Genomic DNA, 21,658 nt, shown 5'->3' on the forward strand with positions numbered 1-21,658 from the left:
CCCGGCCGAAGCGGAGCCTGTTTCTACCGTTCCTTGCGGGGCGCTTGAAGCACAGCCCATCGGAATGGCAAAGAAGCCGTTGCAGGATTCCGCCATGCTCCTGACATGACGAAGCGGCTGCGGCATCCTACATGCAGGCCATGAATCGCGAACGCCCAGACGACGTGCCGGAAGAAGAGTTCGAGGCCGAGGAGGAGATCGCCTCCGCGCCCGAGCCGGCGCTCGATCTCGGCGACGCCGCGCCCGGCGCGCTCAAGGCCGGCATCGAGGTGATCGCCGACTTCGCCAGGCACCTGCCGAACCGACCCGGCGTCTACCGGATGTTCGATCGCGCCGGCGAGGTGCTCTATGTCGGCAAGGCCAAGAGCCTGAAGAACCGCGTCACGGCCTATGCCCGCGGCATGGCGCACACCAATGCGGTGGCGCGCATGATCGCCGAGACCGCGAACATGGAGTTCGTCACCACCGGCACCGAGACCGAGGCGCTGCTGCTTGAGTCGAACCTGATCAAGCAGCTCAGGCCGCGCTACAATGTGCTGCTGCGCGACGACAAATCCTTCCCCTATATCTTCCTCTCCGGCGACCACCCGGCGCCGCAGATCGCCAAGCATCGCGGCTCGCGCCAGCGCAAGGGCGATTATTTCGGCCCCTTCGCCTCGGTCTGGGCAGTGGAGCGCACCATCGACGCGTTGCAGAAAGCCTTCCTCCTGCGCTCCTGCTCGGACAGCTATTACGAGAACCGCACGCGGCCCTGCCTGCTCTTCCAGATCAAGCGCTGCTCCGGCCCCTGCACAGGCGAGATCTCGCATACCGACTATCAGGGCCTCGCCGACCAGGCACGCGCCTTCCTCTCCGGCCGCTCCTCGGCGGTGAAGCAGCTTCTCTCCGAGCGGATGCAGGCGGCGGCCGAGGAGCTCGAATTCGAGAAGGCGGCGCGCTATCGCGACCGGCTGGCGGCGCTCTCGGCAGTGCAGGCCGGGCAGGACATCAATACGCAAGGGGTCGAGGAGGCGGATGTCTTCGCCATCGACGAGCAGGCCGGGCAGTTCTGCGTCGAGATCTTCTTCTTCCGCAACAAGCAGAACTGGGGTAACCGCGCTCTCTTTCCGCGCGCCGACAAGAGCCTCACCCCGGCCGAGGTGCTGGCCTCGGTCGTCACCCAGTTCTACGACGACAAGCCGCCGCCGAAGCTGGTGCTGGTCTCGCACGAACTGGCGGAGGCCGATCTCATCGCCGAGGCACTCTGCGCCCGCGCCGGCCGCAAGGTTGAGCTGGCGACACCCAAGCGCGGCGAGCGCCGCGACCTCGTCGCCCACGCCCAGAAGAACGCGCATGAAGCGCTCGCCCGCAAGCTCGCCGACAGCGCCGGCCAGCAGAGCCTGCTCGCGGCACTGGGAACCGCCTTTGGAATGGACAAGCCGCCGCGCCGCGTCGAGGTCTACGACAACTCGCACATCATGGGCACGAACGCGGTCGGCGGCATGATCGTCGCCGGACGGGACGGCTTCATGAAGAGCCACTACCGCACCTTCAACATCTCGGCCGATACCATCGCCGGCGACGATTTCGGGATGATGCGCGAGGTGCTGAAGCGCAGGTTCACGCGGCTGGCGAAGGAAGGCGGGACGGCTTCCGCCTTATCTGAGGAAGCGCGGGAGCCCTCCCCCCTTGTGGGGGAGGGTTGGGAGGGGGGTATCGCTCCCGCAAACGCCTCTGAGTCCGGCTCGCCCGAGGTCGAGGGTGGCATACCCGCCTCTCTAACTCTCCCCCACAAGGGGGGAGAGAACGCGCCTCTTTCGGCAGCATCGGAGTCCGTCGAGCCCGAAGACGACTCAGCCTTCCCCTCCCGTCCCGAGCTCGTCATCGTCGACGGCGGCAAGGGCCAATTCGAGGCTGCCCGCAAGATCATGGCCGAATGCGGCGTCACCGACATCGCGCTCGTCGCCATTGCCAAGGGCGAGGACCGCAACGCCATGCGCGAGACCTTTTTCATGGCTGGCAAGGAGCCGTTCAAGCTGCCGCCGCGCGATCCCGCCCTGTTCTTCATCCAGCGCCTGCGCGACGAGGCGCATCGCTTCGCGATCGGTACGCACCGCGCCAAGCGCAAGCGCGACATCAAGACCAACCCGCTCGACGAGATTCCGGGCATCGGCCCGTCGCGCAAGCGGGCGCTGTTGCTGCATTTCGGCACGGTGAAGGCGATCCAGCGCGCCAAGCTCGACGATTTGATGCGCACGCCCGGGGTCAATGCTGCGACGGCCAAGGCGGTCCACGCCCATTTCCATGAGCATTAACGCGTTCCTTCAATCGGGATTGGCAGAGTGACGAAAATTCGTGCCGGCTCAGGAATTTGAGCATCTTCTCGCCGCGAAGCTGCTGTCCTTGGTGCGGAGCGTGGTTGGCGAATGACCGGGTCACAGTCTTGCGTGTTGACGCTGTCATGAAGGCGCTGTTTTGGTGGATGTCGTGACGAGTCTCAACGAAGCCATCCGCCGCCGGGGCCCCTGGTCCCTGCCGAACCTCCTCACCTACGGCCGGATCGTCGCGATTCCGGCGCTGGTGGCGCTGCTGTTCTGGCCCTGGGACGACTGGGCGCGCTGGACGGCGCTGGGAATCTATGTCGTCGCCGCCGTCACCGACTATCTCGACGGCTGGCTCGCCCGCAGCTGGGGCCAGCAATCGGCGATCGGGCGCATGCTCGATCCGATCGCCGACAAGCTGCTGGTCTGCGCCCTGCTGCTGATGCTGGTCCACACCGAGACGATCAAGGGCTGGGCGATCTGGGCGGCGATCGTCATCCTCTGCCGCGAGATCCTGGTCTCGGGCCTGCGTGAATTCCTGGCCGAGCTGAAGGTTAGCGTGCCCGTCAGCAAGGTCGCCAAATACAAGACCACGGCGCAATTGTTCGCGCTCGGCTTCCTCGTGGCCGGCCCAGCCGGTGACAAGGTCCTGCCGTACAATACCCAGATCGGGATCGTGATGCTGTGGATCGCGGCGCTGCTGACGATCTATACCGGCTGGGACTATCTGAATTCCGGCATCCGCTACCTCGTCGAGGAGGACGAGCGCGCCTCATGAGCATGGCAACCGCCGAACCTGCCAGCCTGAAGCTGGTCTATTTCGCCTGGGTGCGCGAGCGCGTCGGCCTCACCGAGGAGACGGTGACGCCGCCGGCCGGCACGGCGACCATCGCCGATCTGGTGCGCTGGCTGAAGAGCCGCGGTGAGGGCTATGAACTTGCCTTCGAGAATGAAGCGGTGGTGCGCGCCGCGGTCGACCAGACCCATGCCAAGCCGGCGACGGCGATCGCCGGCGCCCGCGAGATCGCCTTCTTTCCGCCGATGACCGGCGGCTGAGATACAAGGCTAAGGCCATGACGCCGCTCGTTCGCATCCAGCGCGAGGATTTCGACATCGGCGCCGAGATCGCGGCGCTGACATCAGGCAATCCGAATATTGGCGCCGTCGTCTCTTTCGCAGGCCTGTGCCGTGACGAGAGCGGCCGGCTCGCCGCGCTCGAGCTCGAACACTATCCCGGCATGGCCGAGGCCGAGATCGCTCGTGTCGCAGCCGAGGCCGCCGACCGCTGGCCGCTCGCGGGCCTCCTCGCCATCCACCGCTTCGGATTGATCAAGCCCGGTGAGCAGATCGTGCTGGTGATCGCCGCATCGAGCCATCGCCGCGAGGCTTTCGAAGCCGCCGATTTCCTGATGGATTATCTCAAGACCCGCGCTCCGTTCTGGAAGCGCGAGCACCTCGCCGACGGCACGCTCGGCGGCTGGGTCGAGGCCAAGGCGGATGACGACGATGCGGCAGAGCGCTGGGAACAGGTGTCCTGAGGGACTGACGTCGCTTCTGCTCGGAGCAGGGCTCCTCGTCTTGCCAGGCCAAGTCATCCCGGGCCAGGCCCTGGCGGCCGGGCCTGAGCCGAAGGGCTTCCGCGACTGGATGGCGGGCTGCAGCAACACCTGGAGCTGCACGGCGCTGTCCGTACCCGGCGACGCTGTCGAAACAACCGCCTATCTGCGCCTGGAGCGCCCGGCCGGTCCTGATGGCGCCGCCAGCTTGGTGCTGCGGCTGCGCGGCGAGTGGAAGAAGCCGCCCATGGCGGTTCAGCTCAAGCTGGACGGTGCCGCCTTTCCGGCCGGCGGCAAGGCCATGCCTGTCACCGCCGATAGCGATCTCGCGTCAGTCACCTTCCAGCCGGCCGAGATCGCAGCCTTCATCGAGGCGGCGCGCAAGGCGACGAAGCTGTCTGTGGCGGCGCCCGGCCTGTCGGCCGAGGTCTCGCTCTCCGGCGCGGTCGCGGCGCTGCTCTGGATCGACGAGCAGCAGGGTCGCCTCAACTCCACCTCCGCCCTGATTCGGAAGGGCAGCGGCACGAGCGTCCCGCCGGCTCCGGCTGCACCGGTCATCCTGGCGAAGCCGGCGAGCGGCTCGCTCTCGGACAAGGACAGCAAGGCCCTTGCCGCCGCGCTGCGCAAGCAGATCGCGCAGCGCGATCCCGACCAGTGCGAGGATGGCGAGCTGACGACGAAGCACGACACGGCCTGGTCGCTCGACGGCAAGCGCAGCCTGGTCTCGCTGACCTGCTCGCTCGGCGCCTACAACGCCTCCAATGCCTTCTGGATTGTCGAGAACGGTGCGGTGGCCACGGCCAAGCCGGTCAGCTTCACGCGGAGCGACGAGAGCGAGAAGAACGTGCTGGTCAATGGCGAGTTCGACCCCAAGACCGGCCGCATCGACTATTTCGCCAGGGGACGCGGCATCGGCGATTGCGGCGCCATGGGCGGCTATGCCTGGATCGGCACAGGCTTTGCCCTGACCGGTTTCAGCATGATGGGCGAATGCCGCGGCATCGGCTCCGACGACTGGATCACGCTGTTCAGCAGCGAGGTCAGAACCGCGAAATAGGCGTTCTCACCAGCCATAGCCTCGGCCAGCAAAGACATCGCGTGCTCGGGGCGAGCATGGCGATGATGCATGGCCAGCTGCGAGAAGATGTCGAGCGAGACGGCAAGAAAAAAGGCCGGCATCCCGAAGGAGCCGGCCTAGAAGTTTGAAACATCCAGCGCAAAGGCGCCAAACATCTCAGAGGGGAACGGCTGGAACGAACTCAACGCCGGGAGGAGATGCGGAGCCCGTTCCGAACAACCGTGGACTGAATATCGGGCAGACCCTGCCTTTTCGCAATGCAGCATTGGGCGGGTCGGTTATGCGCTGGTAACATGACTCATTACTAGAATTCGTCACAATTGCCAGAAGACCGCGCGTGGCACGCATGCGCAGCCGCCATGGAGCAAGGCGCTGCCGGGATTTGCGGCAGCGCCTGCCTGTCTTTCAATACGTCCAGCGCTGGGCCTTCTGGATCAGGAAATCGCGGAAGACCTGCACGCGCGCCACCGATTTCATCTCCTCTGGATAGACCAGATAGCTTTCGAGCTGCGGCATCTCGGTCTCGCGCATCAGCTGCACGAGCGGCGAGCCGGCCTCGATCAGATAGTCGGGCAGGATGGCGATGCCGGCGCCCGAATCGACCGCGCGCTTCATCGCCGTGATGTTGTTGACGGTGAGATGGATCGGACGCGGGTTGCGCTGGTCGCGGCCGAGCGTGCCGAGCCAGTGCACCGCCGTCAGATAGGAGGGCGAGGAGGCGCCGAAGGAGAGGAGCCGATGGTTGTCGAGCTCCTCATAGCTCTTCGGTTCGCCGAAGCGCTTGATATAGGCCGGCGCGCCGTAGACGTGGAAGTGCACGGTGAAGAGCCGGCGCTGGATCAGGTCGGGCTGCTGCGGCTGGCGCAGGCGAATCGCGATGTCGGCCTCGCGCATCGAGAGGTCGAGCTCCTCGTCGGTGAGGATCAGCTCGACCTTGATGTCTGGGTAGAGATCGAGGAACTCGGCGAGGCGCGGCGTCAGCCAGTGGCCTCCGAGGCCGCGCGTGGCGGTGACCTTGAGCTCGCCGGAAGGGTGCTCGCGTGTTTCCGAGAGCTGGGCGCGCGTCCGCTCCAGGCGCTGCGTCATCTCGCGCGCCGCGCGCCAGAGCAATTCGCCCTGCTCGGTGAGAATGAGGCCGCGGGTGTGCCGATGGAACAGCGGTGCGCGCAATTCGCGCTCAAGCGCGCCGATCTGGCGGCTCACAGCCGATTGGCTGAGGCCCAACCCGTCGCCAGCTTTGGTGAAACTTCCCGATTCAGCAACCGTGTAGAAGATTCGGATGCGGTCCCAATCCACCGCTTTCCCCCCGTGTTATGCGTTCAACGCATGATGGGGGGATAGGAGTGCCCGGTCAACGACTCCTTTGCCGGGACCGTTGATTTTAGCCCTTAATATCGTGCTGGAATTGATCAATTCCAGTGATAGGTGTGCATTCTGGCTATTCGGCCGCTTCGCGCACGCCCAATTCCTGCGCCATCAGCCAGCGTTCGGCGTCGAGCGCCGCCATGCAGCCGAGGCCTGCCGCGGTCACGGCCTGGCGGTAATGCTCGTCGGTGACGTCGCCGGCGGCGAAGACGCCGGGCACATTGGTCTGGGTCGTGCCGGGCGTGACGTCGAGATAGCCCGAATCACGCATGGCGAGCTGGCCCGAGAACAGCTCGGTCGCCGGCTTGTGGCCGATGGCGACGAAGACGCCGTCGGTCGGCAGGTCCTGCACTGCGCCGCTCTTCAGGTTGCGCAGGCGCACATGCGTCACCGACGGGGGCTGCGTGCCGCCGAGGATTTCGGCGACCTCCGAATCCCAGACCACCTCGATCTTGGGATGCTTGAACAGGCGCTCCTGCATCACCTTCTCGGCGCGCAGCGAATCGCGCCGGTGCACCAGCGTGACCTTGCTCGCGAGATTGGCGAGATAGAGCGCCTCCTCGACCGCGGTGTTGCCGCCGCCGACCACGACGACCTGCTTGTTGCGGAAGAAGAAGCCGTCGCAGGTGGCGCAGGCGGAAACGCCGAAGCCCTGGAAGGCCTGCTCGGAGGGCAGGCCGAGCCACTTCGCCTGGGCGCCGGTCGAGACGATCAGCGCATCGCAGGAATAGGTGTCGCCGCCATCGCCCCAGAGCCGGAACGGGCGCTGCGAGAGGTCGACGCGCGCGATATGATCGGAGACCATCTTGGTGCCCATGTGCTCGGCCTGGGCGCGCATCTGCTCCATCAGCCAGGGGCCCTGGATCACGTCGGCGAAGCCGGGATAGTTCTCGACATCGGTGGTGATCATGAGCTGGCCGCCAGCCTGCAGGCCGGAGATCAGCACCGGCTCGAGCATGGCGCGGGCGGCATAGATCGCGGCGGTGTAGCCGGCCGGGCCGGAGCCGATGATCATCACCTTGGCGTGGATATGGGCCATGTCTTTGCTTCCTGAGCCGGCGCGAGCCGGTGATATCGGTATCGGGGCGGCCTTATGCCAGCCCCATCGCAGTCTTGTGACGCCGCCAGCCCTCATAGACGGCGGCCGCGATCGTTCCGGTCGAATCTAGCGGTTCGTAGCGGGCGCCTTCAAGCTTGCCCTGGAAATGATGCACAGCGCCGTAGCGCTTCAGGGCCTCCAGGAACCTGGCCAGCTTGCCATGACCGCCATGCGGCTCGAAGACGAGGATCGGTACGCCGGTGGCGGCGGCCTCGCCGATCATGTTGGTGGAATCGGCGGTGGCGACGATGGCGTCGGCATTGGCGAGCAGCGGCACATAGGGGTTGGCGCCGGACCCGTCCCACCACCAGCCGCCATGGCGGCGGAAGACCTCGCCGATCGCGGCGTCGAGCGCCGGCGGGGTGCGGCGCGAGCGCGAGCCCATGAGGGCGACGCCGGAGGCGGCGAGGGCGTCGAGCTCGCGCGCGAAGCGCTCGATATCCTCGGGCCGAAAGCTGTGATGACGGCTGTCGCCGCCGACGAGCACGGCAGCGCGCGGCGAGGGCAGGGCGGCGATCTCGGGCAAGGGCATGGCCCGAGCTGCAGCCAGCGCCTGCGGTGCCAGCCGGTGCGGCGAGGTGATCGTCACCAGCACGTTCTGACCGCGCAGGCGGTCGTGCTCAGAAACCCAGATCAGGTCGGCGGTTCCGATCCCGGTGCGCGGGTCCTTGAGGAAGACGGTGAAGGTCGCCCCGTTCGAGGCCTTCTTCACAGCGCGCAGATAGGCAACCGCGCGCCGGCCCGAGGCGATGGCGATGTCGGGGAAAGGCGGCCGGATCGGGCTGTTCGGCCGGTCGGGCGCCTCGCGCGGATCGATTGGCCCGCGCGGCATCAGCCAGCTCCAGGGCTTGCCGGGATTGACCCGGCGGATCTCCGGGACGACGCCGATCCGCTCGGCGACGCCGAGGCATTGCACCTCGTCGCCGGCCTTGCCGTCGGTCAGAACCCAGAGGGAAGGCGGCGTTTCTGTCGGCACGGCGAGTTGGCTCGGGATTGGCGTGGTCGATGCCTTGTAACGCGTCGATGGCACGTCTACACCTGCGCGTCCGATTTTCAGGAGGATTTGTGCGCTCCAAACTCGACGAGATCGATCTCCGCATCCTGACGGAGCTGCAGAGCGACGGGCGCATGACCAATGTCGAGCTCGCGAGCCGGGTGGGTATCTCGCCGCCGCCGTGCCTGCGTCGCGTGCGTGCGCTGGAGGAAGCCGGCGTCATCACCGGCTACCGGGCGCTGCTCGACGAGCGCAAGCTCGGCATCGAGGTCGTCTGCTTCGCCTTCGTCCACCTCGCCAGCCAGGCCGAGGCCGATCTCGCCGCCTTCCAGGAGCGGATCCGCGACTGGTCCCTGGTGCGCGAATGCTGGACGCTGTCGGGCGACATCGACTTCATCCTGAAATGCGTCGCGACCGACCTTAAGGCCTTCCAGGACTTCGTCGCCGACCTGACGGCGCTGCCAAACGTGCGCAATGTCCGCACCGCGCTGGCGCTCGACCGGGTCAAGGACGCGCCGATCGCGCCGCTGTGAGAAGGCCGTCTTGCTCGGGCTTGACCCGAACATCTCAGGCCGGATGAGGCTGCGATAACGTCTTCTCGTCGTGAGGTTCTCGGGTCTGCACTTCGTTCCGCCCGAGAATGACGGCCGGGGCCTAGCCGCCGACCGCGCGCCTGATCCATTGGGTGTTGCTGGCGACCAGGGCTTCGATCCGGCGCTGGTTCACGTCCGGCCGATACCAGGCTCCGCCATAGCTCGGCGCCATGATGGCGAGGATCGGGTAGCGGGCGATCTCGCGCCCGTCGGCGCCGATCAACCGGGCTTCGCTTTCGAGCGTGTCGCTGCCGAGCGTGACGGCCTGCCCGCCGGCATAGCTCGTCAGGTATAATCCGGTGACGCTGACCAGCAGGGTCGCGCCGTCTCTCCCTGCGCTGCGAAGGCCGGCGAGCTCGCGCTCCAGCATCGGCTTGATCAGCGCTGCGGTGGCGCTTGCCCCCTTGGCGGCCAGGGGGGCGGTGTCGACACGTATGGCCGCGATGGCGACGGGCGGAGCAGTCTGAGCCGTGGTCTGGCAGCCAGCCAGCAGGGTGGCGGCAAGGCTCGTCAGCAAGGTGCGGCGCGCAAGCATCCGCTCAGGCTCCGAGATAGCGCTTGATCCACTGGGCGTTGTTCTCGAGCAGCGCGGCGACGCGGCGCTGGTCGATATCCGGCCGGTACCAGGCGCCGCCGGAGCTGGACGGCATCATCGAGCGGATTTCGCGGCTGAAGAGCACGCGGCCGCGATCAACCACTTCGGCGAGGCTGTCCATATTGTCGTTGCTGTCGGAGTCGCCAGGGCTGCCGCTGCCGACCGCCGCGGCGAGCCACAGGCCCTGAAGCGCGACATGGAGGGTGGGGCCACCGCGCTGCCGCAGCGGTGCGAGCTGGCGGGCGAGCTCGAGCTCCATGGCGCGCGCGATTCGAGGAGCGTTCTCACCCCAGCCTTGCGGGCCGAGCCGGCGCGCATCGACGCGGATCCCGCCGATGGCGATACCCTGGGCCAGGGCCGGAAACGAAACGAGCCCGCCGGCAGCGAGCACGGCGGACCCGGTGAGAAAAGCGCGGCGCGTGGTCATGGCGGTGGTCTCCGGCGGCAGTCAGGTTCCAATGTAGGAGCTGCCGCCGGGCTGGCCAAGTCGTCACGCTCAGCGGAAGGCGACGCTGACGACCTCGTAGGACTTGCCGCCGCCGGGCGTATTGACCTGGACGGAGTCGCCGACCTTCTTGCCGATCAGCGCGCGCGCGATGGGCGAGCCGATCGAGACCTTGCCGGACTTCACGTCCGACTCCGGCTCGCCGACGATCTGGTAGAGTTTCTCTTCCTCGGTATCGTCGTCGATCAGCTTGACGGTCGCGCCGAACTTGATGGTGTCGCCGCCGAGCTTGCTGACATCGATGATGTCGGCGCGGCCGATCAGCGATTCCAGCTCCATGATGCGGCCCTCGTTCAGCGACTGGGCCTCCTTCGCAGCGTGATACTCGGCATTCTCCGAGAGATCGCCCAGCGCGCGCGCTTCGGCGATCGCCGTGATGATGCGCGGGCGCTCGACCTGCTGGCGCTGCTTCAACTCGACTTCCAGGGCGGCGAAACCGCCAGCCGTCATGGGAACCTTGTCCATCGTTCCGTCCCAGTTATGAAAAGCGATCGGTCACGCGCCAGCTTAAGGCCGACGCGCCCGAATCGCTCCCGATCGTCGGAAAACTACTTCGCCGCGCGGCCGGTCAGGCGGCGCGGGCGAAATAGGATTGCAGCGACCTCACTTCGAGATCGCCACTGCAATAGGCCTTGATGCCCTCCGCCGCAGCGATCGCTCCGGCCAAGGTGGTATAATAGGGCACCTTGTGCAAGAGGGCCGCCCGGCGCAGCGAGCGCGAGTCCGCCAGCGCCTGTGGACCGTCGGTGGTGTTGAAGACGAGCTGGATCTCGCCGTTCTTGATCGCATCGACGACGTGCGGGCGGCCTTCCAGCACCTTGTTGATCTTGCTGGCGCGGATGCCGTTGTCCTGGAGCAGGCGCAGCGTGCCGCCGGTCGCGACGATCTGGAAACCGAGCTCGGCCAGGATCGCGATCGAGGGCAGGATACGCGGCTTGTCCTCGTCGCGGACCGAGACGAAGACCGTGCCCTTGACCGGGACCTTGGAGCCGGCACCGAGCTGGCTCTTGGCGAAGGCGACGTCGAAGGAGCGGTCGAGGCCTATGACCTCGCCGGTCGAGCGCATCTCCGGCCCGAGCAGGACGTCGACGCCGGGGAAGCGGGCGAAGGGGAACACCGCCTCCTTCACGCCGACATGCCGGAGCTTCTCCTGCTTCAGGTTGAAGCTCGCGAGCTTCTCGCCGGCCATCAACCGGGCCGCGATCTTGGCGATCGGCTGGCCGATCACCTTGGCGACGAAGGGCACGGTGCGCGAGGCCCGCGGATTGACTTCGAGCACGTAGATCTCGCCGTCCTTGATGGCGTACTGCACGTTCATCAGGCCGCCGACGTCGAGGGCGAGCGCCATCGCCTTGCTCTGGCGCTCAAGCTCGGCGATCAGCTCCGGCGAGAGCGAGCGCGGCGGCAGCGAGCAGGCGGAATCGCCGGAATGGATGCCGGCCTCCTCGATATGCTCCATGATGCCGGCGATGAAGGCGTCCTTGCCGTCGCAGAGGCAGTCGACGTCGACCTCGATCGCGTCCGAGAGATAGCGGTCGAACAGCAGCGGGTTCTTGCCGAGCACCGTGTTGATCTGGCCGGTCTTGTCGTTCGGGTACTTGGCCTTGACCTCGGACGGGATCAGCGAGGGCAGGGTGCCGAGCAGGTAGTCCTCGAACATCACCTCGTCGCGGATGATCGCCATGGCGCGGCCGCCGAGCACATAGGACGGGCGCACCACGAAGGGCAGGCCGAGTTCGGCCGCGATCAGGCGCGACTGCTCGACCGAATAGGCGATGCCGTTCTTCGGCTGCTTGAGATGGAGCTTGTCGAGCAGGCGCTTGAAGCGGTCGCGGTCCTCGGCGAGGTCGATCGCATCGGGCGTGGTGCCGAGGATCGGGATGCCGGCCTGCTCCAGCGCATGCGCCAGCTTCAGGGGCGTCTGGCCGCCGAACTGGACGATGACGCCGTGCAGCGTGCCGGCCTGCTTCTCGGTCTCGAGGATCTCGAGCACGTCCTCGGCGGTCAGCGGCTCGAAATAGAGCCGGTCCGAGGTGTCGTAATCGGTCGAGACCGTCTCGGGATTGCAGTTGACCATGATGGTCTCGTAGCCGGCGTCGCGCAGGGCATAGCAGGCATGGCAGCAGCAATAATCGAACTCGATGCCCTGGCCGATGCGGTTCGGGCCACCGCCGAGGATGACGACCTTCTTGGCGTCCGAGGGCTTGGCCTCGTCGGCGGGCGCGCCGGCGAACGGCATGGCGTAGGTCGAGTACATATAGGCGGTCGGCGAGGCGAACTCGGCGGCGCAGGTGTCGATGCGCTTGTAGACCGGGCGCACCTTCAGCGAGCGGCGCAGCGTCCTGACCTCGGCCTCGCTCTTGCCGGAGACGGCGGCGAGGCGCTTGTCGGAGAAGCCCATCGCCTTGAGCTGGCGGAAGGCGATCGGCGTCTGCGGCAGGCCATGGGCGCGGATCTTCTCCTCGGTCTCGACGATGCCGCGCATCTGCTCGAGGAACCAGGGATCGACCTTGCAGCTCTCATGGATCTGCTCGTCGGTGAAGCCGGCGCGCATCGCCTGGGCGATCTGCAGGATGCGGTCCGGCGTCGGGGTCGAGAGCGCCGCCTTGATCGCGTTGCGGTCGTCGCCCTGGCCGATGCCCTCGATCTCGATCTCGTCGAGCCCGTCGAGACCGGTCTCCAGCGAGCGCAGCGCCTTCTGCAGCGATTCCTGGAAGGTGCGGCCGATCGCCATGGCCTCGCCGACCGACTTCATCGCGGTGGTCAGCGTCGGCTCGGAACCGGGGAACTTCTCGAAGGCGAAACGCGGGATCTTGGTGACGACATAGTCGATCGTCGGCTCGAACGAGGCCGGAGTGGCGCCGCCGGTGATATCGTTCTCGATCTCGTCGAGCGTGTAGCCGATGGCAAGGCGCGCCGCGACCTTGGCGATCGGGAAGCCGGTCGCCTTCGACGCCAGCGCCGAGGAGCGCGAGACGCGCGGGTTCATCTCGATGACGATCATGCGGCCGGTGGCGGGATCGACCGCGAACTGAACGTTCGAGCCGCCGGTCTCGACGCCGATCTCGCGCAGCACCGCCAGCGAGGCGTCGCGCATGATCTGGTATTCCTTGTCGGTCAGCGTCAGCGCCGGGGCGACGGTGATCGAATCACCGGTATGGACGCCCATCGGGTCGAGGTTCTCGATCGAGCAGACGATGATACAGTTGTCCGCCTTATCGCGGACGACCTCCATCTCGTATTCCTTCCAGCCGAGGACGCTCTCCTCGATCAGGATCTCGCTGGTCGGCGAGGCGTCGATGCCGCGCTCGCAGATCTCGATGAACTCGCTCTTGTTGTAGGCGATGCCGCCGCCGGTGCCGCCCATGGTGAAGGACGGGCGGATGATCGTCGGCAGGCCGATATCCTCCAGCGCCTCCAGCGCGGCGCCGAGCGTCTTGACGTGGTGCGAGCGCGGGGTCGAGAGGCCGATCTTGGTCATCGCCTCGCGGAAGCGCTCGCGATCCTCGGCCTTGTCGATCGCGTCGGCGGTGGCGCCGATCATCTCGACGTCGAACTTCTCAAGGACGCCCATCTTCTCCAGCGAGAGCGCGCAGTTGAGCGCGGTCTGGCCGCCCATGGTCGGCAGCAGGGCGAAGCCGCCCGGCAGGACATTGCGCTCCTTCTCGATGATCTTGGCGACAACCTCGGGCGTGATCGGCTCGACATAGGTCGCGTCGGCCAGCTCCGGATCGGTCATGATCGTCGCCGGGTTCGAGTTGACCAGGACGATGCGGTAGCCCTCGGCCTTCAGCGTCTTGCAGGCCTGGGTGCCGGAATAGTCGAATTCGCAGGCCTGGCCGATGATGATGGGGCCCGCGCCGATGATCAGGATCGTCTTGATGTCTGTGCGCTTGGGCATGGTCTCGACCGGTTCCGTGCGGGCGCGCACGGCCCGTCCGATCGCAAGGAGCGGAGGCCAGCGAGCGCCAAAGATGAATGCTAGGCGCTCGCTATAGACGGGCGAGGCGGCGGGGGAAAGCGGAAAGCGCGTCTTCCTGTCATGCGCACACAGGTCCTGCGCGCACGAAAGGCGTATTTCACCCTTTGCGTAGTTGAGCGCTGGTAGGCGGGGTATAGCATCCGCTTCCGCGATGGCGTCGAGCCGGTTCGCGTCAGACCCGGCCACGTCCTCCCCAACCAGAGGAGCTTGGCCATGCGTCAATCCGATCCGCAAAAGCTCGATGCCCTCGTCGGACGTCTCGTCGGGGACGTCGGGGCCTGCGTCACCGGCTCGCTCATCGTCCTCGGCGATCAGCTCGGCCTCTACAAGGCGATGGCCGATGGCAAACCGGTCACGGCCACGGAACTCGCCAGCCGGACCGGCCTGAAGGAACGCTATGTTCGCGAATGGCTCTCGGCCCAGGCCGCGGCGGAGTACATAGAGTACGATGAAGGGAGCGACAGTTTCAGCCTGTCGCCCGAGCAGGCCATGGCTTTCGCCGACGAAGGCAGCCCGGCCTTCTTCGCCGGCGCCTTCGAGGTCGTGCAGTCGATGTGGGTCGACGAGCCCAAGGTCGAGCATGCCTTCAGGACCGGCGCGGGCCTCGGCTGGCACGAGCACAGCAACTGCCTGTTCCGTGGCACCGAGCGCTTCTTCCGGCCGGGCTACAACACCAATCTGGTGAGCAGCTGGATTCCGGCGCTGGATGGCGTCAAGGCCAGGCTCGAGGCGGGGGCCGTCGTCGCCGATGTCGGCTGCGGCCATGGCGCCTCGACCATCCTGATGGCGCAGGCCTATCCGAAGTCGCGCTTCTACGCCTTCGACTATCACGAGCCCTCGATCGAGAAGGGCCGGGAGGCGGCGGACAAGGCAGGCGTCGGCGACCGCATCGTCTTCGAGCGGGCGAGCGCCAAGGATTTCCCGGCCGCGAGCTACGACCTCGTCGCTATGTTCGACTGCCTGCACGACATGGGGGATCCCGTTGGCGCCGGCCGCCATGTCAGGGAGACGCTAGCCGAAGGAGGTACCTGGATGATCGTCGAGCCCTTCGCGCACGACAGCCTGAAGCAGAACCTCAATCCGGTCGGCCGGATCTATTACGGCGCCTCGACGATGATCTGCACGCCGGCCTCGATGGCGCAGGAAGTCGGGCTCGGCCTCGGTGCGCAGGCCGGTGAGATGCGTCTGCGCAAGGTCGCAATGGATGCCGGCTTCACCCGCTTCCGCCGTGCCACCGAGACGCCGTTCAACATGGTGTTCGAGGTCCGGGCCTGAACCGGGAACGACAAACCCGCCCGCCGTTATGGCGAGCGGGCTGAGCGATCGATTGGCTGATGTCGATCAGCGCGCAGTCGGAGCGACCGCGACCTCGCTGACGCGGGCGGCCTCGCGCGCCGCCGCCTTGCGCCGCTGCGTCGCGATCAGCAGCAGGCCGAGCGCGCCGAGCTCGCAGGCCGCACCGACGAAGCCGAGCTCCCAGGAGGCGCCGTGGCGCAACACCTGCTGGCCGAGTGCGGCACCGGCGGCGATGCCGATATAGAGAGCCGAGGCGTTGAGCGAGAGCGCGACCACGACCGCATCGGGCGCCATCGCCGCGAGGCGCGACATCTGCGAGGGATGTCCGGCCCAGCCGGCGCCGCTCCAGATCATCAGGATCGCCGGCAGGACGAAGATCGCCACCGCTGGCGGCAGCGTCACCGCGACGAGCGAGGCGGCGGCGAGCGAGGCTGCGAGCAGGGTCAGGACGAAAGTCAGCGTCGGCACGGGCCCGAAGCGGTCGCTGGCCTGGCCGCCGAGCTGGTTGCCCAGCGCCGAGCCGATGCCGGTGACGACCAATGTGGCACTCAGCCAATGGCCGGAGATGCCGGCATGGGCCGAAAGGAAGGGCGCGACATAGGTGTAGAGCGTGAAGGCGCCGGTGGTCCAAAGCGCGGTGGTGCCGAGCGCCAGCAGCACGTCGCCGCGGCGCGCGACCTGCAGCCGCTCGGCAAGCGTATTGGCGCCGCGCGGCAGGCCGGCGGGCATCTTGAACAAGAGGCCAGCGAGGGCGAGCGCGCCGAACAGCGCCACGACCAGGAAGGGGAAATGCCAGCCGAGCGTGGCGACGGCGGTGCCGAGCGGCACGCCGAGGATCAGTGAGACGGTCATGCCGCCTGTGACCAGCGCGATGGCGCGGGCCCGGCGCTCGGGCGGCACGAGCGCCACTGCGACGGCGTTCGCCGCCGGCATGAACACGCCCGAAGCGAGCGCCATGACGATGCGCGCCAGCATCAGCGAGGAGAAATCGCTGGTGAAGGCGGCGACGACGTTGGCGAGAGTGAAGACGGTGAGCGAGCCGACCAGCACGAGCTTGCGTTCGACGTTGCCGAGCAAGGTGGAGAGCACCGGCGAGCCTATCGCGTAGGCGATGGCGAAGATCGAGATCAGCAGGCCGGCCGTGTCGACGCTGACGCCGAAGGCGGCGGCGAGATTGGGCAGGATGCCAGTGATGACGAGGCTGCCGGTGCCGATGGCGAAGGCGCCGCCGGCGAGCAGAAGGAGACGGATATCCATGGCAATGCGCTCCGTGTGGAGTTGCCGACAATTTCAATGATTGTTGAAACATGGGCGTCGGCCGACCATGAGTCAATCCTAAATTCAAGGATCATTGAAACTTGTCAGGAGCGGCCGATGCAATTAAGTCGGAGGTGATGAAGCAGCTCTTCCATCCCGAGATCGAGGACGTCCTGCCGGCTGACGTGTTCGCGGCGCTGGGCGATCCGATCCGGCTCGGCATCCTGGTCTCGCTCGCCGATTGCGACGAGGTCGACAAGGCGCGCTGCGGCGCCTTCACCGAGCTGGCCTCGCCCTCGCTGCTGTCTTACCATTTCGCCAAATTGCGCGAGGCCGGGATCACTCGGTCGCGGGCGGAGGGGACAGTGCGCTTCCTCAGCATCCGCCGCGAGGAGTTCGAGCGGCGCTTTCCCGGCCTGCTCGACAGCGTGATCGAGACGGCGCGGCGCGACCCGTCGGTGCCGCGGATCAAGATCGAGGTTTGATTGTCCTCTCCGTCATGGTCGGGCCGACCGGCGGCTTCCGGCTCGTACGATGCGGCGACGCTTTCCAGAAAGGCGATGAAAGACCTGTCATGCGCGGGGAACCCTCTCCTGTAAGGAGAGGGCAGGGTGAGGTGTAGGCCGCCAGACCAGTTTCGTGAGCGTTCACCGCGCGGTCGGGGGCAGGCCAGCGTTTTCAGTCCGAACACCTCACCCCTACCCCTCTCCTTTCAGGAGAGGGGATCCCGCGCCAATCTCGTCTATCGGGAGTATCGCGGTCAGCCTAACCGCAGCACGGACACCCAGGCCCGAACACCGCCCGGCTGCCGAGTGCCGCCAGCTTTCCGCGCCAGCCCGGTACCTTCTCCCTGATCCGCGCCATCGTGCGCTCGCGGTCGAGGCGGGTCGGGCGGCCGTCCTCCACGACGAGCGCTCCGTCGACGATGCTCGTCACCACATCGCTCGCCCTGGCGTAATAGACCAGCGCGGCGTAGTCGCCGTAATAGGGCTGGAGGTGCGGGCGATCGATGTCGACCATGATCAGATCGGCCTTCTTGCCTTCCTCCAGCGAGCCGATCTCGTCCTGCAGGCCCATGACGCGGGCGGCGCCGATCGTGTGCAGCTCCAGCGCCTGCGCGCAGGAGAGGGCGGTTGGGCTCCCCAGGCGCAGCCGCATGGCGTTGAGGGCGTTGCGCATGCCCTCGAACGGGTCGTTCAGCATCCAGTCGGTGGCGAAGCCGGTCGGAATGCCGCGCGCCATGATCTCCTCGAGCGGCGGATAGCGGCCGCGGCGCGGATAGATCGTCGGGCAATGGGCATAGGTCGCGCCGCTCTGCTGGACGGCGTCGAGATCGCCCATTTCGGCGAAGACGAGATGGGCGAGCACGACATCCGGACCGAGCATGCCGACATCCCGGAGGAACTCGACCGGGCCGCAGCCATGGGCCGCCTTGATCTGCTCGACCTCGGCGACGCTCTGGGCGGCGTGGATATGCATGCCGATGCCGAGCCGGTCGGCTTCGGCGCGGGCCGTCCGAAGCAGGTCGGCCGAGCAGGTGTCGGTCGCGTGCGTGCCGATGCGCGCGGTGATGCGGCCATCGGCGGCGCCGTGCCAGCGCTCGGCAAAGGCGACGCCGTCGCGCAGTCGTTCCTCGCCGATCTTGGGGTGATGGGTGTAGTCGCCGCGCCAGAGCTCGTGCAGGCGGACGTCAAAGACCTTGTGGGCGATCTGGGCGCGTAGCCCGCAGGCCTCGACCGTCTGCGCGAGCCGGTGCGGCGCGTACCAGATATCGTTGATGGTGGTGATGCCAGACTGGAGCATGTCGGCGCAGCCCGCTTCCGCCAGCAGCGCCCACTCGTCTTCGCTGATGTCCTTCTCCATCCGGAAGGCGACTTCGAGCAGCGCAGCCTTGGCGGCGTGGTCGTCGGTCTGGCTGCGGAAGACCAGTGACGCCGCGTGCGAGTGGCAGTTGACGAAGCCGGGGAGGACCGCCCGCCCGGAGCCGTCGATGGTGCGGGCCGGCGACCAATGCCCCTCTGGCTGGCGCGGACCGGCATGGAGGATGCGCCCGCCGGCGATCGCGACCTCGCCATCGGGGATCACCGGCGTGCCGGGACTGACCGGATAGAGGAATTCGGCACGCACCAGCAGGTCGATCTCGATCATGGCGCGGGCTCCTCCATCGGCAAGGGAACGGAGAGCTTAGGGCGCGCGCTGTGGAAGGCCAGCAGCGCGCCTGCACGGCAGCCTTGCATCCGCAATTTGCTCTCGCTATGAAATGTTACAACGTAACAAAATATGAGATCCGAGATGGATGGCCGCCTTCCCGTCACCGTGCTTTCCGGCTTTCTCGGCGCCGGCAAGACGACGCTGCTCAACCACGTCCTCAACAACCGCGAAGGCCGGAAGGTCGCGGTCATCGTCAACGACATGAGCGAGGTAAACATCGACGCCGACCTCGTCCGGGCGGGCGGCGGCGATCTCTCGCGCACCGACGAGAAGCTGGTCGAGATGAGCAATGGCTGCATCTGCTGCACCTTGCGTGACGACCTCCTGGCCGAGGTCGGCCGGCTCGCCCGCGACGGCCGCTTCGATTATCTGCTGATCGAGGGCACCGGCATCGCCGAGCCGCTGCCGATCGCTGCCACCTTCGAATTCCGCGACGAGGACGGCTTTTCGCTCTCCGACCTCGCCCGGCTCGACACCATGGTGACGGTGGTCGATGCGATGAACCTGCTCAAGGACTATGGCTCGCGCGACTTCCTGCGCGAGCGCGGCGAGACCGCCGGCGAGGGCGATGAGCGCACGCTGGTCGATCTCCTGGTCGAGCAGATCGAGTTCGCCGACGTCGTCGTGCTCAACAAGGTCGCCGATGCCGGGCCGGAGGCGGTGGCGCAGGCGAAATTGGTCATCCGGGCGCTCAATCCGGATGCACGATTGATCGAGGCCGATTTCGGCCGCGTTAGCCTCGACCAGATCCTCGATACCGGTTTGTTCGACCATGAGAAGGCGCAAGAGCACCCGCTCTGGCACAAGGAGCTCTACGGCTTCAAAGACCATGTGCCGGAGACCGAGGAATACGGCATCTCGTCCTTCGTCTACCGGGCGCGCCGGCCGTTCCATCCGGAAAAGTTCAATGCCTTCCTCGCCCGGACTTGGCCGGGGCTGATCCGGGCCAAGGGCCATTTCTGGCTGGCGACCCGGCCGGAATGGGTCGGCGAGATGTCGCTCGCAGGCAGCATCTGCCGGACCGAGGCGATGGGCTTCTGGTGGGCCGCGGTGCCGCGCCCGCGCTGGCCCGATCATCCCGAATGGCGCGCCATCCTGAACCGGCATTGGCACTCGGTCTGGGGCGATCGCCGGCAGGAGCTGGTCTTCATCGGCTCTCGTCTCGACGAAGCAGCCATCCGCGCCGGGCTCGATGCCTGTCTCCTCGGCGAGACCCCGACCATCGCCTTCAAGCCCGAGCGCTATCGCGATCTGCCCGACCCGTTCCCGGCCTGGCGCCGCGCCACCGCCGCTTGAACCCTTCCCCTTTCCCGTCCGTCCTGGAGATTGCCATGCGCCCGCTTTCCCTGTTGTCCTCGCTCGCCCTCTCGGCCGTGCTGTCGAGCCTGCCGGCCCTCGCTCATGACCACGCCGTACTGCGCGGCCGGCTGGTCTTCGCCGACCATGAGAAGCCGGTCGTGCGCGTGCTCGATCTCGACAGCGGCGAGGTCACGCACAGCTTCGACCTGCCCAAGGCCAATCCCGGCTTCGCCACTGCGCAGGGCGGCCGCTTCGTCGTGATCAAGACCGGCGACGATGCCGGCACGATCCGCTTCCTCGACACTGGCCTGACGATCGAATCGCATGGCGACCACAACGACATCGAGAAGGGGCCGGTGAAGCTCACCGACCTCGTGCTGACCGGCCAGAAGCCGGCTCATGTCATCTCCGGCCATGGCCAGCTCGCATTGTTCTATGACGGCATCCGCCCCTGGGACGGGCCAAGTACGGCGAAGGCGGTGCTGGTCGCGATCAACGATCTCGGCAAGGACAAGCCGCAATTGACGGAATGGCCGAGCCCGGGGCCGCAACACGGCATCGTCGTGCCGCTGGGCGAGGGGCGCTGGCTGATGTCGGTGCCGAACCCGGTCTATGTGAAGGGTGAGGACAAGAGCGCTTCGTCGCGGCCGGACGGGTTCGAGATCCTCGACCGGACCAAGGGCGGCTGGGCGAAGCTCGCTTCGTTCAACGACCCGGCCAAGCCGGACGCCTCCTGCAAGCTCTATCACGGCCATGCCGCCGCCGATGGTCGCCATGTCTTCGGCTGCGCCGAAGGGCAGGGCGGCGGCATGCTGGTACTGTCGCAGGCCGGTAGCAAGTTCGCCGCGCACAAGCTCGCCTATCCCGACGGGCGCCGGATCAGCGCGATCAAGGCCAAGGCGGGCGCCAAGTTCATGGTCGCCAATTACGGCAAGACCTCGCCCTATGACGGCCTCATCCGGGTCGATCCGACCGCCAAGTCGCTGTCCTCCGCCGACATCCTGCCGGTGCCGGGCGGCCAGTCGGCCTGCCAGTTCGAGCTTTCCGCCAATGGCCGGCGGCTCGCCAATCTGACGCCGGACGGCAAGCTTCGGGTCTATGACGTCGCCAACTGGAAGGAGCTCGCCAGCTTCGACGCGGTGCCAGCCTTCGACTGCCAGTACGGCGCGAAGACACCGACGCCCTCGCTCGCGGTGGTCGGCGGCAGTGCCTATGTCAGCGACCCCACGAATAGCCGCATCCGCGAATACAATCTCGAGACGCTGAAGCAGGCGCTCGATCTGCCAGTCGAGGGCATGCCGGCCAACCTCGCCGGCAGCGATGCGGGCTGAGCTTCGACCTGCATCATAAATGCCGAGTCGTCCCGGGCGGAGCGAAGCGCAGACCCGGGAGCCATTCCGGAACCTCTATCGGAAGGGCTCAGGAATGGATCCCGGATCGGCGCGGCTCCGCCGCTTGTCCGGGATGACTCAAACAGTGGAATCGTGAGGCGTATAGGCTTCCGTTCAGCATCCGGGGTATAGGCATC

19 protein-coding genes are annotated in these 21,658 nt (G+C 66.8%); 10 read left to right on the forward strand and 9 right to left on the reverse strand.

Annotation, left to right across the window (positions count from 1 at the left end):
- The first annotated feature begins 140 nt into the window (after window positions 1-140).
- The 5 genes from uvrC to ACQKLX_RS09655 all read left to right on the forward strand — a co-directional run bounded on the left by uvrC (window position 141) and on the right by ACQKLX_RS09655 (window position 4,913).
- Window positions 141-2,294 carry an excinuclease ABC subunit UvrC gene (uvrC, locus tag ACQKLX_RS09635; RefSeq protein ID WP_427361416.1) on the forward strand — a complete coding sequence of 718 codons (2,154 nt, stop codon included), beginning with the start codon at window positions 141-143 and terminating at the stop codon, window positions 2,292-2,294.
- 160 nt (window positions 2,295-2,454) lie between these two features.
- Window positions 2,455-3,078 carry a CDP-diacylglycerol--glycerol-3-phosphate 3-phosphatidyltransferase gene (gene pgsA, locus ACQKLX_RS09640; RefSeq protein WP_427361359.1) on the forward strand — a complete coding sequence of 208 codons (624 nt, stop codon included), beginning with the start codon at window positions 2,455-2,457 and terminating at the stop codon, window positions 3,076-3,078.
- 26 nt (window positions 3,079-3,104) lie between these two features.
- Entirely contained in the window at window positions 3,105-3,356 is a 252-nt protein-coding gene (gene moaD, locus ACQKLX_RS09645) for a molybdopterin converting factor subunit 1 (RefSeq protein ID WP_427361417.1), read from the forward strand.
- 17 nt (window positions 3,357-3,373) lie between these two features.
- On the forward strand, window positions 3,374-3,838 hold the full coding sequence (locus ACQKLX_RS09650) for a molybdenum cofactor biosynthesis protein MoaE (RefSeq protein ID WP_427361360.1): 465 nt from the start codon (window positions 3,374-3,376) through the stop codon (window positions 3,836-3,838).
- Window positions 3,839-3,878: 40 nt separating this feature from the next.
- The gene (locus ACQKLX_RS09655) at window positions 3,879-4,913 is read left to right on the forward strand and encodes a DUF1176 domain-containing protein (RefSeq protein WP_427361361.1); all 1,035 of its coding nucleotides are present in this window, start codon (window positions 3,879-3,881) and stop codon (window positions 4,911-4,913) included.
- A gap of 426 nt (window positions 4,914-5,339) precedes the next feature.
- On the opposite strand, the gene ACQKLX_RS09660 is transcribed toward ACQKLX_RS09655, so the two are convergent.
- The 3 genes from ACQKLX_RS09660 to ACQKLX_RS09670 all read right to left on the reverse strand — a co-directional run bounded on the left by ACQKLX_RS09660 (window position 5,340) and on the right by ACQKLX_RS09670 (window position 8,428).
- Window positions 5,340-6,230, reverse strand: coding sequence for a LysR family transcriptional regulator (locus ACQKLX_RS09660; RefSeq protein ID WP_092155998.1), 891 nt, complete (start codon window positions 6,228-6,230; stop codon window positions 5,340-5,342).
- Window positions 6,231-6,372: 142 nt separating this feature from the next.
- Window positions 6,373-7,338, reverse strand: coding sequence for a thioredoxin-disulfide reductase (gene trxB, locus ACQKLX_RS09665; RefSeq protein WP_427361362.1), 966 nt, complete (start codon window positions 7,336-7,338; stop codon window positions 6,373-6,375).
- Window positions 7,339-7,390: 52 nt separating this feature from the next.
- Complete coding sequence (locus tag ACQKLX_RS09670) at window positions 7,391-8,428, reverse strand: mitochondrial fission ELM1 family protein (protein WP_427361363.1); 1,038 nt, start codon at window positions 8,426-8,428, stop codon at window positions 7,391-7,393.
- Between the two features lie 35 nt (window positions 8,429-8,463).
- Here ACQKLX_RS09670 and ACQKLX_RS09675 point away from each other — a divergent pair, with 35 nt between their 5' ends.
- On the forward strand, window positions 8,464-8,925 hold the full coding sequence (locus ACQKLX_RS09675) for an Lrp/AsnC family transcriptional regulator (RefSeq protein ID WP_175506710.1): 462 nt from the start codon (window positions 8,464-8,466) through the stop codon (window positions 8,923-8,925).
- Between the two features lie 121 nt (window positions 8,926-9,046).
- On the opposite strand, the gene ACQKLX_RS09680 is transcribed toward ACQKLX_RS09675, so the two are convergent.
- From ACQKLX_RS09680 to carB, 4 genes are all read right to left on the reverse strand, one after another.
- Complete coding sequence (locus ACQKLX_RS09680) at window positions 9,047-9,520, reverse strand: hypothetical protein (protein WP_427361364.1); 474 nt, start codon at window positions 9,518-9,520, stop codon at window positions 9,047-9,049.
- A 4-nt stretch (window positions 9,521-9,524) separates the two neighbouring features.
- Complete coding sequence (locus ACQKLX_RS09685) at window positions 9,525-10,007, reverse strand: hypothetical protein (RefSeq protein ID WP_427361365.1); 483 nt, start codon at window positions 10,005-10,007, stop codon at window positions 9,525-9,527.
- A 69-nt stretch (window positions 10,008-10,076) separates the two neighbouring features.
- Entirely contained in the window at window positions 10,077-10,550 is a 474-nt protein-coding gene (gene greA, locus ACQKLX_RS09690) for a transcription elongation factor GreA (RefSeq protein ID WP_092155992.1), read from the reverse strand.
- Window positions 10,551-10,653: 103 nt separating this feature from the next.
- Window positions 10,654-13,986: a carbamoyl-phosphate synthase large subunit gene (gene carB, locus ACQKLX_RS09695; protein ID WP_427361418.1), complete on the reverse strand. Its 3,333-nt coding sequence runs from the start codon at window positions 13,984-13,986 to the stop codon at window positions 10,654-10,656.
- 294 nt (window positions 13,987-14,280) lie between these two features.
- Between carB and ACQKLX_RS09700 the strand changes: the two genes are divergently transcribed.
- Window positions 14,281-15,342: a class I SAM-dependent methyltransferase gene (locus ACQKLX_RS09700; protein WP_427361366.1), complete on the forward strand. Its 1,062-nt coding sequence runs from the start codon at window positions 14,281-14,283 to the stop codon at window positions 15,340-15,342.
- 66 nt (window positions 15,343-15,408) lie between these two features.
- Here the strand turns inward: ACQKLX_RS09700 and ACQKLX_RS09705 are convergent, their stop codons facing one another.
- Window positions 15,409-16,620, reverse strand: a complete 1,212-nt coding sequence (locus ACQKLX_RS09705) for an MFS transporter (RefSeq protein ID WP_427361367.1) — start codon at window positions 16,618-16,620, stop codon at window positions 15,409-15,411.
- 137 nt (window positions 16,621-16,757) lie between these two features.
- Between ACQKLX_RS09705 and ACQKLX_RS09710 the strand changes: the two genes are divergently transcribed.
- Window positions 16,758-17,105, forward strand: a complete 348-nt coding sequence (locus ACQKLX_RS09710; protein ID WP_427361368.1) for an ArsR/SmtB family transcription factor — start codon at window positions 16,758-16,760, stop codon at window positions 17,103-17,105.
- 280 nt (window positions 17,106-17,385) lie between these two features.
- Here the strand turns inward: ACQKLX_RS09710 and ACQKLX_RS09715 are convergent, their stop codons facing one another.
- Window positions 17,386-18,768, reverse strand: a complete 1,383-nt coding sequence (locus ACQKLX_RS09715) for an amidohydrolase family protein (protein ID WP_427361369.1) — start codon at window positions 18,766-18,768, stop codon at window positions 17,386-17,388.
- 144 nt (window positions 18,769-18,912) lie between these two features.
- Between ACQKLX_RS09715 and zigA the strand changes: the two genes are divergently transcribed.
- Together zigA and ACQKLX_RS09725 are read left to right on the forward strand one after the other, a co-directional pair.
- A complete protein-coding gene (gene zigA, locus ACQKLX_RS09720) occupies window positions 18,913-20,127 on the forward strand; it encodes a zinc metallochaperone GTPase ZigA (RefSeq protein WP_427361370.1) in 1,215 nt (404 codons plus the stop codon).
- Between the two features lie 35 nt (window positions 20,128-20,162).
- On the forward strand, window positions 20,163-21,461 hold the full coding sequence (locus ACQKLX_RS09725; protein ID WP_427361371.1) for a YncE family protein: 1,299 nt from the start codon (window positions 20,163-20,165) through the stop codon (window positions 21,459-21,461).
- The last annotated feature ends 197 nt before the right edge of the window (window positions 21,462-21,658 follow it).

The sequence above is a fragment of the Allobosea sp. NPDC003192 genome (assembly GCF_050275675.1).
In the GTDB taxonomy this organism is placed as follows: Bacteria; Pseudomonadota; Alphaproteobacteria; order Rhizobiales; family Beijerinckiaceae; genus Allobosea.

Bases quoted from the DNA above. Each gene is read 5' to 3' on its own strand.
- uvrC (WP_427361416.1), top strand. From the start codon at position 141: ATGAATCGCGAACGCCCAGACGACGTGCCGGAAGAAGAGTTCGAGGCC.
- ACQKLX_RS09650 (WP_427361360.1), top strand. From the start codon at position 3,374: ATGACGCCGCTCGTTCGCATCCAGCGCGAGGATTTCGACATCGGCGCC.
- trxB (WP_427361362.1), bottom strand. From the start codon at position 7,338: ATGGCCCATATCCACGCCAAGGTGATGATCATCGGCTCCGGCCCGGCC.
- ACQKLX_RS09680 (WP_427361364.1), bottom strand. From the start codon at position 9,520: ATGCTTGCGCGCCGCACCTTGCTGACGAGCCTTGCCGCCACCCTGCTG.
- ACQKLX_RS09685 (WP_427361365.1), bottom strand. From the start codon at position 10,007: ATGACCACGCGCCGCGCTTTTCTCACCGGGTCCGCCGTGCTCGCTGCC.
- greA (WP_092155992.1), bottom strand. From the start codon at position 10,550: ATGGACAAGGTTCCCATGACGGCTGGCGGTTTCGCCGCCCTGGAAGTC.
- carB (WP_427361418.1), bottom strand. From the start codon at position 13,986: ATGCCCAAGCGCACAGACATCAAGACGATCCTGATCATCGGCGCGGGC.
- ACQKLX_RS09700 (WP_427361366.1), top strand. From the start codon at position 14,281: ATGCGTCAATCCGATCCGCAAAAGCTCGATGCCCTCGTCGGACGTCTC.
- ACQKLX_RS09705 (WP_427361367.1), bottom strand. From the start codon at position 16,620: ATGGATATCCGTCTCCTTCTGCTCGCCGGCGGCGCCTTCGCCATCGGC.
- ACQKLX_RS09710 (WP_427361368.1), top strand. From the start codon at position 16,758: ATGAAGCAGCTCTTCCATCCCGAGATCGAGGACGTCCTGCCGGCTGAC.
- ACQKLX_RS09715 (WP_427361369.1), bottom strand. From the start codon at position 18,768: ATGATCGAGATCGACCTGCTGGTGCGTGCCGAATTCCTCTATCCGGTC.
- zigA (WP_427361370.1), top strand. From the start codon at position 18,913: ATGGATGGCCGCCTTCCCGTCACCGTGCTTTCCGGCTTTCTCGGCGCC.
- ACQKLX_RS09725 (WP_427361371.1), top strand. From the start codon at position 20,163: ATGCGCCCGCTTTCCCTGTTGTCCTCGCTCGCCCTCTCGGCCGTGCTG.